The following is a 10,081-nucleotide window of genomic DNA, read 5'->3' as shown; positions in this document are numbered from 1 at the left end:
AGATTGCGCTCTCGAGCCTGGTGAACGTGTCCGATCCGAGCAATGTCTCGTATCAGCTGCAGCTGTGGGATTCGAACGGCACGGCAGCCGGCGGCGAGTTCCTGATCAACGGCGTGGCGCAGACCGCGGGCCATGCGATCAATGTGCCGTCGGGTGCCAATGTGGTGTTCGATGCCGGTACTTCAGCCGGCACCGATACGCTATGGGCGCGGCTGGTTCAGAACGGCACGGCGGGTAGCTGGCAGCAGTTTGCGGTCTCGGTGCCGAATCCGACGGTCACGGTGCACAACTTCAGCACCGCGACCCCTGGCCAGACCATTGCGCTATCCAACCTGGTGACGATCCTGGATCCCGGCAATGTCGGGTATCAGAAGCTCGAGCTGTGGGATTCCGATGGAACTCCTGCTACGGGCCAGTTCGTCGTAAACGGTGTGGCGCAAACCGGCGGCCACACGATCAACGTGGCTCCCGGCGATGTCGCCAACACCGTGTTCAACGAGGGCACGACCGGCAACACCGACACGCTGTGGGCGCAGCTTTTGCTGAACAACAACACGACGACCGGCTGGCTACAGTTCACGGTGGTCGATCCGGTAACCGTTGAGCAAGGCGCAACACTCGAGCTTACCGGCGCCTATGCGGGGCACGCGATCTTTGCCGGCAACACCGGCACGCTGCAACTCGACCAATCTGCGGCGTTCAGCGGAACGGTGTCGGATTTCGGAGGTCAGGATCAACTCGACCTGCGGGACATCGGCTTCGGCTCCGCCACCACCGTGGGCTTCTCGGCCAACAGCAGCGGCACAGGAGGAACCCTCAGCGTCGGCGACGGCACGCACATGGCCCAGATTGCGCTGCTTGGCCAGTACGCCGCCAACAGTTTCGTCGCGGCCGGCGACGGCCACGGCGGAACGCTGATCACGGAGCCTGCCGCAGCTGCCATGCAGGCCCAATTGACGCAGCCGCATGCCTAAAGCGCGATGAGATCAGCTTGAATCCATCGCGCTTTAGATTTTTGTTTAAGCATGATCGTCTCGGAAAGCCGCTTCGCACTTTTCGGCCGAGGCATGCGGAGCCGCCGAGATGAGTGGCTTCGCCTGACGGCAATGCCCGGGCGGCGATCGCAGCAACTGACAAGCGGCATTGCGCTTGTTACGCCGCCGCGCGCTCCGGCGTCCCGAACAGCCGACCCAGCAGGGACGTTGCTGAGTCACCCGGCATGAGCGTTGCGACGCTGACGGCCGGCTCCGCGCAGTTGTCGCGGCGGCCGTTCTGGGTGTGGCGCATCACGCTCGCCAATCGCCGCGTGCCGGCCAGTGAGCCGCAGGCGGCGGTGCGTCTATTCCGTGTGGCCGGACGGGTGAGGGTCTGCGAGCGGGAGGCGCACCGGCGGGCTCGACGAGCGACTATACGACTGCTCGGGCCCGAACTATTCTCAAATTGCTTTTCTGCTGATTGGGTCCGAAGAGCTTGGAGGCGAGCATGAGAGCTCTGTTCGTCGCAGCGTTGCTTGCACTATCGGCGAGCAAGACTGCGGGTGCCTACTATTGCGAGGGCGGTCAACAGGCTGTTCCGCCAGCTGTCGCGGCACGCATGGCGCTGCCGCTGTGCGGTGCGGCGGCCACGCAGCCATGGGGGCCAAACGGTTGTCAGCTCTGTGACCCGCGGAACGTTTATCCAAGTCCGTTTGCTCCAGATGCTGGGCTGCGACCAGTGTTCACCCGGGCCCCCGCGAAGCCGCCGTCCGGTTACTGATTCCCCGGCGATTTGCGGACGATGCTCGAAAGATTTGCGACCTCATAAGCTGGTGCACAGCTTGTTACGACGCCGCCCGCTCCGGCATCCCAAACAGCCGACCCAGCAGCGATAGCGCGGAATCACCCGGCATCAGCGTTGCGACGCTGACGGCGGGCTCGGCTCTGCTATCGCGGCGGCCGTTCTGGGTGTGGCGCATCACGCTCGCCAATCGGCGCGTGATCGCTTGCGCGTTGCGCAGGTCGGTGCCGGCGAAGGCCACGACGAGCGAACGGTCGTCATGCACGGCGCCGAAGTCGGCCTGGCGCATCAATCGGCTGATGATCCGCGCGCCGTCGAATTGCGCGCGCGGCTGGGTGTTGTCGAAGGTGAACCGCGCCACCGAGAGCGCGCCGCCGCGCTCGGCGGTGTGGTAGACGGCGGTGGCGAAGTCGCGCTCGAACGCAGCCTTGGTGAGCAGGCCGGTGCGCGGATCAATCAGGCCCTTGGCGTCGATCGCCTTGAGCATGCGGCCAAGCCGCGCCTCGAAGGCGTGCTGGCGGATCATCGGCAACGCCATGTCGGCAACACGTGTCGGACCGGCGGTGACGATCTCGAGATTGGGCAGCTCGTAGCGCGGCGTCAGCTCGCCCGAGGCAACGATGACGGGCAATGGACGGAAGCGGACATCCTCGGTCAGCACGGTCAGGAAGGCATCCATCACGCGCGGCGTGAATCCTTCGGCCAGTACGATGCCATCGATGTCTCGGCTTGAAAGATGCTTGGCGGCGGCCTCGATGCTGAGCGCACCGACCACGCCGGCGCGTTCGCCGAGCGCGACCGACAGCGTCGGGTAGGCGCCGCCGCGGCCGATCAGCAGCGTGGTGGCCTCGCCGACGGGATCGATGTCGGACAGCGCGATCGGCGCCGGAGGCACCAGGCGGCGCATCACGGTTGCATGCAGCGCGCGAACACGTAAGCACGCGTTGAGCCGCGCGATCAGGCGATCCGGCAAGCCCTTCTTCTGGAAGAACGCGATCGCGGTGTCGGGCAAGGTGGTCGCGGGATCGACCGCGATCAGTGGCAGATAGGGTGCGCGGGCGGCCGCACGCTTGGCCAGACCCGACAGGGTGACGAAGTCGACGCCCTCGGCGGCTGCAATGACAGCTGCCGGCTTGACCTGCTCGATGGCCCGTCCGGCCTCGTTCCAGTCCGTGACCACGACCGGAAACAGCTTCGTCTCATCGAGAACGGCGGCGAACGGCGGCTTTGCCGACGCCGATACGATGAGGACCGGACCTTGTTGAGACATTCGAACGCTCGAAACCAATGCTTAAGATCAGCAAACGGCTACGATGCTAGTTCGCATGGCTTAATGCGGCGTCAACACAATGCTAAGACTAACGCAATGATAAGATTTTAACTCGTCGCGGTGCCGCTTCGGTCGCGAAATGCTTCGACCATCAACGGGTTAAGGCCAAGTTCTGTGAGGGCGTCGCGGGCGCGGGCATTGTCCTGCGCCCGCCCGGCCAGCCGGTGGCCGCTGAGTCGGTCCGGCAATGCCGTCAACAGCGCGCCCTGGCCGAGGCGGCGTGACCATTCCTGAAGCTCCTGGGCCAGGAACCGGTAGCCGCCGACGGTCATGACGCCCGAAGGCGGGGCGGTGATGTTGACGGCGCCGGTGACGCGATCGATCCGCGCAGCGTATTCGGTGTCGACGAAATCACGCGGCGGCGGCGCAATCAGGCTGTCGCCCGGAGGTGGCGGCGGCGCATAGGCGGCGACCGGCACCATCGGGCCGCGCAGGCCGAGCGTGCCCTTCGGCGTCAGCAGGATCTCGCCGGCAATCGATGCGCCGGGCGCCTCGCGCGGCGCGCTGTGCGGACCGGGCTTGATCGGGGCGGGCGATCCGTCCTCGGCGGTGCGGCGGGCGCCGAACAACCCGGCCTCGCCGAACAGATAGACGTCGGTCAGTGTCACGCGCCCGGAGGTCCAGTGCGCACTCGAGGCAACCTGCTCCGGCATGCGCCAGAGGCCGATCACGTTGCGCAGGGTGGGCAGGCGCTCCGACAGGCCGCGCTCGTCGAGCCGCAGCGCGAGTTGCGCGGGCGCGATCAGCGTGTCGCAGCCGTGATCGTTGAATTGGGTCTCGAACGCTTCCTCGTCGAACGGGTGATGCACGACGAGCGTTCCGCCCGACAGCAGCCAGGTCACCAGCGACGCGCAGATGCCGGCAAACGACATCGGCGCGAACGCCGACAGGATGGTCGCGCCCTGCGGCAGGTCGCTCTCCAGCGACATCGCGAGTCCGCCTGCGATCAGGCCGAAATGCGCCCGCGGCACCGGACGAAAGCCGTCGCTGGTGACGTCGAAGGAGATCAGCGCCGGCTTGCGGCCGTCCTGGATCATCGGGCGCGAGGTCCGGGAGTCCTGCAGGATCGCCTGGTCGAGCGATGCCATGCCTTCGGGCAGATCGCTCCCGAAGCCGCAGACGTGGCGGATCGAGAACGCTTCCGCCGCGGCGTTCATCGCGATGTCGGCATAGGACACGCCGTCGATCCTGCCGCAGGTGACGATCGCCCGCGCCGCGGTGCGGTTGAGGACGGACGTGAGCTCGGCCTGCCGCCACAGCAGCGGCAACGGCACAACCACCAGCCCGACCCGATAGGCGGCGAGCACCGTCAGGGCGAATTCGATCGTGCCGGGAAGCTGAACCGCGATCACCGTATTGGCCGGCAATCCGCTCTCGACGAAATGGGCTGCGATCGCCGAGATTGCGCGGTCGGCCTGCGCATAGGTCAGGCGCTTGCGGGTCTGGCCGGTGATGCGCTGCTTGTTAAGCGGGTCGACCAGTGCCAGCGCCTCGGGCTGCCGCGCCAAAGTGCGCTTGAACAGCGTATCGAGCGTTGGCGAGGTGATCGACTGGTTCACAGGTTCAACGTCGGTTGCATCGCTTCGATCAGACCGGGTCATGTCGCGTCGGGTCGCATCACCTGGCAGATCAGTATGGAAATTTACTTGGATTGCACGCTGGGCTTCTGCCACCAAGTCTCCGGCAGGTAGCCCGTCAACGCCGTGGTCGAAGGCCGTTCTATCCGATTCCAGCGCGCAATCCATTGCTCTCCCAAGTTAAATAGGGGGATAGCGTAGAAGCCCGACATCAAGGCCCGGTCCAGCGCCTGCACCGCCGAGACGAAGGCCGGCCGCTCCCGCGCCGCCAGCAGTGCCGCGATCATGGCGTCGATCGCCGGATCCCTGGCGCCCATGTAGTTTCGGGTGCCCGGCACATCGGCGGCCTGGCTGCCCCAGTAGAACCACTGCTCGTTGCCCGGCGACAGCGACTGGTCCCAGCGAATGGGGATCATGTCGAAATCGTAGGCAACCCGGCGCTGCTCGAACTGCACCGCATCGACCACCCGCACCGCGGCCTCGATGCCGGCGCGCTTGATGTCGCGCTGGTAGGCGAGGGCGATCCGTTCGTGCTCACGTGTCGTGACCAGGATCTCGATCCGGAGCGGCGTCCCCGTCGATCGCTGCTTCAGCACCGTGCCGTCGAGCGCGTAGCCCGCATCGGACAGCAGCGCGAGCGCGTTGCGCAGAATCGTGCGGTCACGCCCCGAGCCGTCGGTGACCGGCAGATGATACCGGCCGTCGAGGATGTCAGGCTGGATGTGCGACAGGTATGGCTTGAGCAGTTCGCGCTCGCGATCGTCGGCGGGGCGGCCATAGGCCGACAAGTCCGAGCCGGCGAAGTAACCGCCAGCGCGCGAAAACAGCCCGAAATAATAATTGCGGTTGATCCATTCGAAATCGAACAGCATCGCCAGCGCCTGACGTACCCTGACGTCGGCGAATTTCGGCCGTCGGCTGTTGAACACCAGAAATTCCGATGGCCTGGGTGTGCCGATCTTGATGACGTCGCGGATCACCTCGCCGTTGCGCGCCGCCGGGAAGTCGTAGCCATCGTGCCAGCGCAGCGGCTCGGTCTCGGTCCGGAAATCGTACAGGCCGCGCTTGAAGGCCTCGAACATCCCGTTGGCCTCGCGGTAGTAGTCGAGCCTGATCTCGTCGAAGTTCCAGAAGCCGCGGTTGATCGGCAGGTCGCGGCCCCAGTAATTGGGGTCGCGCGTGAAGGTCACGCTGGCGCCGGGCTTGACCGCCGTCACACGGTAGGGGCCGGTCCCGATCGGCGGGGCCAGCGTCGTTTCCTCGAATTTCTCGGGGTCGATGGCGTGCCGCGGCAGGATCGGCATCAAGCCGAGAATCAGCGGCAATTCACGATCCGCCACGCCGCCGAAATCGAACCGGACCGTCAGCGGGTCGAGCGCCTCGGCCTTTGCAACTTTCGAATAATACTGGTGGTGCATCGGGCGGCCGTGGTCGCGCAACAGCGCCAGCGAGAACAGCACGTCATCGGCCAGCACGGGCTGTCCATCGGAAAAGCGCGCACGGGGATCGATGTGGAAGGTCACATAGCTTCTGGCATCGTCGGTCTCGACGCTGCGCGCGAGCAGGCCGTACAGGGTGAACGGCTCGTCATTGCCGCGCGCCATCAGGCTTTCGTAGACATAACCGCGCTCATAGCCGTAGCCCCTGACCTGCGGGACCGCGACGCCCCTGATGATCAGGGGATTGAGGCTGTCGAAGGTGCCGATCACGCCCTGGACCAGCCGGCCGCCCTTGGGGGCGTCAGGATTGGCATAGGGCAGGTGGGTGAAGTCGGCGGGCAGCGCAGGGGCGCCGTGCATCGCGATGGCGTGGCTCTCGGCGCCGGCCGCAGCGGCAAGCCCGCCCGTCAGCGATGCCAAGATGAATGCCGAGCCGACTGCCAAGCCGAGCCGGATCGCGGCCAACGCGCCGCGCCCGACGCGCCCGGGAACAGGTGTGTGAGGCGCGGGATTTGATTCGCGAAACGTCACATCGGGAGGTTTATCACAGGGCGCTGAAACTCGCCGTCCCACAGCCGCAAATGCGGTTGTCGGCATTGATCTTTCCGCGCGCCGCTGTATTGAAGGCGTGCAATTGGATCGGCGGGAACGCCAGTCACGTATCCGCCTCAATTGACTAGGAGACAGCCGCCCAAACGGCTATGTGTCGGCGCCTGCAGCGGTTTCGGGCGCTGCCGTTCAGAAAGGGTTTTCCGCAATGAATTTCCGTATCTTGGCCGCCCCGGTCCGGCCGCATGGGCGAATTGTTGCCCTGATGGCGGCGACGGCTCTGTCTGCAGCGCTCCTGGTTCCTGCCGCTCAGGCCCAGCAGCCGGCAGCGCCGGCGCCTGCGGCACCGAAGGCAGCGCCCAAGGCGGCACCCAAGGCAGCTCCGAAGGCGGCGCCGGCAGCCCCGGCACCCGCAGCCCAGGCACCGGCCGCAGGTGCGCCGCCCGCTGCGGCCGCCGGCCAGCAGCCGCCGCAGGACCAGCAGATCCAGCTGATCTACGCCCCCTGGACCAAGTTCTGCCTCAAGGGCCAGGAAGCCAATGCCAAGCAGGTTTGCTTCACCGGCAAGGACGGCCGCATCGAGTCCGGCCAGCCGGTGATCGCCGCCGTGATCATCGAGCCGGAAGGCGAGCCGAAGAAGATCCTGCGCGTCACGCTGCCGCTCGGCATGCAACTCGTGCACGGCACCCGCATCATCGTCGACGGCAATCCGCCGCAGCAGGCGCCCTATGTGATCTGCTTCCAGAACGGTTGCATGTCCGACTATGAAGCAACCCCCGAGCTGATCGCCAACATGAAGAAGGGCCAGAACCTCGTTGTTCAGGCGATCAATTCGAACGGCGCACCGCTGACGTTGCCGCTGCCGCTCAACACTGAATTCGCCAAGGCCTATGACGGCCCGCCGACCGATCCGAAGGTGTTCGAGGAGAACTCAAAGAAGCTGCAGGAAGAGTTGCAGAAGCGCGCCGAAGAGCAGCGCAAGAAGCTGGAAGGCGCAGGCGGCGCGACGCCGGCTCCGGCCAACCCAGCGGCCAAGTAAAACGTCAATCAAGCGTTCAGGAAAACGCGAGATCATCGCAAGCCAAAGGCGCCCGCAAGGGCGCCTTTTTCGTCATGCGATACGGACTGGCTGATGGCAGCCTGCCGCGCTGGTGATCGTGCAGATCGTGTGCGATGTTTGCTGAAGGGCACTGCGATTGCGTCGCGAGTCGAGCGCGTGTCGCCAGTGCCTTGTCCGGACAAGTCCGGCGTCGAAGCCCAATCATAAATCCGATACGGGAGGCCAGTCGAAAGCGCGGAGAGCGCGCCTTCGATGCGCGAATGCGCGCGGTTCTTCGTGATCGCTGGCCGCCATTCGCAGTCATGGAAGTCGCGCAATGTCCCAGCAAGTGAGCACGCAGCGTCGGGAACCGCTCTCCCGGCCTTCGGAGCCGGCGGTCGCCGATCCTGCGGTCGGTGCTGGTATCCGCGTCAACCAGGACAATGTGCCCGGGGCGTTTCATCCGGGCATCGTGCATCTCGCGCTGGCGATGGGTGGGTTCGCGATCGGCATCGCCGAATTCGCCACCATGAGCCTGCTGCCGTTCTTCGCCCACGATCTCAACGTCAGCGAGCCCCAGGCCGGCCACGCGATCAGCGCTTACGCACTCGGCGTCGTGGTGGGTGCGCCCGTGATCGCCGTGCTGTCGGCGCGCATGACGCGGCGGACGCTGCTGATCGCGCTGATGGGCTTCTTCGCGCTGATGAACGGCCTGTCCGGGCTCGCGCCCGACTATCACACCATGCTGGCGCTGCGCTTCCTCGCCGGGCTGCCGCACGGCGCCTATTTCGGCATCGCGATGCTGGTCGCGGCCTCCCTGGTGCCGATGGACAAGCGCACCGCCGCGGTCGGCCGGGTGATTCTCGGCCTGACGATCGCGACCACGATCGGTGTACCGCTGGCTAATGGGGTCGGGCAGGTGATCGGCTGGCGCTGGGCCTTCGCGATCGTTGCCGGCCTCGCGCTATTGACCGCAATCCTGGTGCTGATTTTCGCACCGCGTGACGTGGCCAACACCAACGCGAGCCCGTTGCGTGAATTGTCTGCGCTCGGGCGCAAGCATGTCTGGCTGACGCTGGCGATCGGCGCGATCGGCTTCGGCGGGCTGTTCTCGGTCTACACCTATCTCGCCTCGACCATGCTGGCGGTGACGCACACATCGCCCGCGCTGGTGCCGGTCACGCTGTGCGTGTTCGGCGCCGGCCTCACCGCCGGCAACATCATCGTGCCGCGCTTCGCCGACCGCGCGCTGATGGCAACCGCGGGCGGGCTGTTGCTGTGGTCGGCCGCCACGCTGGCGCTGTATCCGCTGGCGGCGACGAATTTCTGGACGCTGAGTGCCGACGTGTTCCTGATCGGGCTCGGCGGCGCGCTTGCGACGGTGTTGCAGACCCGGCTGATGGATGTCGCGGGCGAGGCGCAGAGCCTCGCTGCGGCGCTCAATCACTCCGCCTTCAACGTCGCCAATGCGCTCGGCCCCTGGCTCGGCGGAATGGCGGTTGCGGCCGGCTATGGCTGGACGTCGACCGGCCTCGTCGGCGCGGGCCTGGCGCTGGCGGGCTTTGTGGTCTGGGCGATCGCGGCGGCGCTCGCCAAACGCGAGGGCGTGTGAGCAGGTGAGATGCGCCAGCGCGAACGCCGTGGCAGTTGCGAACAGAAGCCGCGCGTCAGTTCAGCGAGGGATTGCGCGGACGGTAGCCGCCCGACTTGTCCTTGATGAAGATCTCAGCCACCTGCGAATGCCGGATCGGCTCCCCGGACTCGTCGGGCAACAGGTTCTGCTCCGAGACATAGGCGACGTACTCGGTCTCCGAGTTTTCCGCGAGCAGGTGGTAGAACGGCTGGTCCTTGTGGGGCCGCATGTCCTCGGGGATCGACAGCCACCATTCCTCGGTGTTGTTGAACTCCGGGTCGATATCAAAAATCACGCCCCGGAAGGAGAACACCCGGTGACGGACGATCTGCCCGATCTGGAATTTGGCGGTGCGCGCTTTGATCATGGTTCGTCGATAGACCAACATTGTGGCCGATGCTAGGGGCTAAGCCTCGAATTAACCCCCGCTTTACCGATTCCAGCCCTGCAAAAACGCCCCGAAATCCGGCCGAGAAACTACTTTCAGAATGATCGATATCCTCAATCTGGCGCTGCCGTATTTCGGCTTGATCTTCATCGGCTACGCGTGCGGCAAGGCGAAGGGTTTGCCCGAGAGCGGGCTTGCCTGGATGAATTTCTTCCTGCTTTACGTTTCGTTGCCGGCGCTGCTGTTCGGGATCATGTCCAAGACCCCGTTTGCGGAGCTGAACAACCCGCCATTCCTGATCGCCACCACGCTCGGAACCGTGATCGCATTCTTCCTGGCGATGGTCGCGG

At 65.6% G+C, this 10,081-nt stretch carries 6 protein-coding genes and 2 pseudogenes; 4 read left to right on the top strand and 4 right to left on the bottom strand.

All coding sequences use genetic code 11. The features are described 5' to 3' along the window. A pseudogene (locus FNJ47_RS41125) lies at window positions 1–974 on the top strand (hypothetical protein); the annotation flags it as partial. An 845-nt stretch (window positions 975–1,819) separates the two neighbouring features. Here the strand turns inward: FNJ47_RS41125 and FNJ47_RS41120 are convergent. From FNJ47_RS41120 to FNJ47_RS41110, 3 genes are all read right to left on the bottom strand, one after another. Beyond that, on the bottom strand, window positions 1,820–3,046 hold the full coding sequence (locus FNJ47_RS41120) for a GGDEF domain-containing protein (protein ID WP_163161882.1): 1,227 nt from the start codon (window positions 3,044–3,046) through the stop codon (window positions 1,820–1,822). A 107-nt stretch (window positions 3,047–3,153) separates the two neighbouring features. After that, the gene (locus FNJ47_RS41115) at window positions 3,154–4,707 is read right to left on the bottom strand and encodes an AMP-binding protein (protein ID WP_165446096.1); all 1,554 of its coding nucleotides are present in this window, start codon (window positions 4,705–4,707) and stop codon (window positions 3,154–3,156) included. A 41-nt stretch (window positions 4,708–4,748) separates the two neighbouring features. Then, entirely contained in the window at window positions 4,749–6,482 is a 1,734-nt protein-coding gene (locus tag FNJ47_RS41110; RefSeq protein WP_163161887.1) for an extracellular solute-binding protein, read from the bottom strand. A 397-nt stretch (window positions 6,483–6,879) separates the two neighbouring features. Here FNJ47_RS41110 and FNJ47_RS41105 point away from each other — a divergent pair, with 397 nt between their 5' ends. Together FNJ47_RS41105 and FNJ47_RS41100 are read left to right on the top strand one after the other, a co-directional pair. Next, window positions 6,880–7,710: an invasion associated locus B family protein gene (locus FNJ47_RS41105; protein ID WP_163161880.1), complete on the top strand. Its 831-nt coding sequence runs from the start codon at window positions 6,880–6,882 to the stop codon at window positions 7,708–7,710. Between the two features lie 337 nt (window positions 7,711–8,047). Then, complete coding sequence (locus FNJ47_RS41100) at window positions 8,048–9,322, top strand: MFS transporter (protein WP_175068489.1); 1,275 nt, start codon at window positions 8,048–8,050, stop codon at window positions 9,320–9,322. Window positions 9,323–9,377: 55 nt separating this feature from the next. On the opposite strand, the gene hspQ is transcribed toward FNJ47_RS41100, so the two are convergent. Then, window positions 9,378–9,710: a heat shock protein HspQ gene (gene hspQ, locus FNJ47_RS41095; RefSeq protein WP_021081543.1), complete on the bottom strand. Its 333-nt coding sequence runs from the start codon at window positions 9,708–9,710 to the stop codon at window positions 9,378–9,380. Window positions 9,711–9,831: 121 nt separating this feature from the next. Here hspQ and FNJ47_RS41090 point away from each other — a divergent pair. Continuing rightward, window positions 9,832–10,081 (top strand): annotated as a pseudogene (locus tag FNJ47_RS41090) (AEC family transporter); the annotation flags it as partial.

This window comes from Bradyrhizobium uaiense, assembly GCF_010811875.1.
Classification (GTDB): Bacteria; Pseudomonadota; Alphaproteobacteria; order Rhizobiales; family Xanthobacteraceae; genus Bradyrhizobium; species Bradyrhizobium uaiense.
This window is presented reverse-complemented; position numbering and strand designations above follow the sequence as displayed.

What these genes read in the sequence shown, in the direction of transcription:
- FNJ47_RS41105 (WP_163161880.1), top strand. Translation starts at nt 6,880, where the DNA reads ATGAATTTCCGTATCTTGGCCGCCCCGGTCCGGCCGCATGGGCGAATT.
- FNJ47_RS41120 (WP_163161882.1), bottom strand. Translation starts at nt 3,046, where the DNA reads ATGTCTCAACAAGGTCCGGTCCTCATCGTATCGGCGTCGGCAAAGCCG.
- hspQ (WP_021081543.1), bottom strand. Translation starts at nt 9,710, where the DNA reads ATGATCAAAGCGCGCACCGCCAAATTCCAGATCGGGCAGATCGTCCGT.
- FNJ47_RS41100 (WP_175068489.1), top strand. Translation starts at nt 8,048, where the DNA reads ATGTCCCAGCAAGTGAGCACGCAGCGTCGGGAACCGCTCTCCCGGCCT.
- FNJ47_RS41110 (WP_163161887.1), bottom strand. Translation starts at nt 6,482, where the DNA reads ATGCACGGCGCCCCTGCGCTGCCCGCCGACTTCACCCACCTGCCCTAT.
- FNJ47_RS41115 (WP_165446096.1), bottom strand. Translation starts at nt 4,707, where the DNA reads ATGACCCGGTCTGATCGAAGCGATGCAACCGACGTTGAACCTGTGAAC.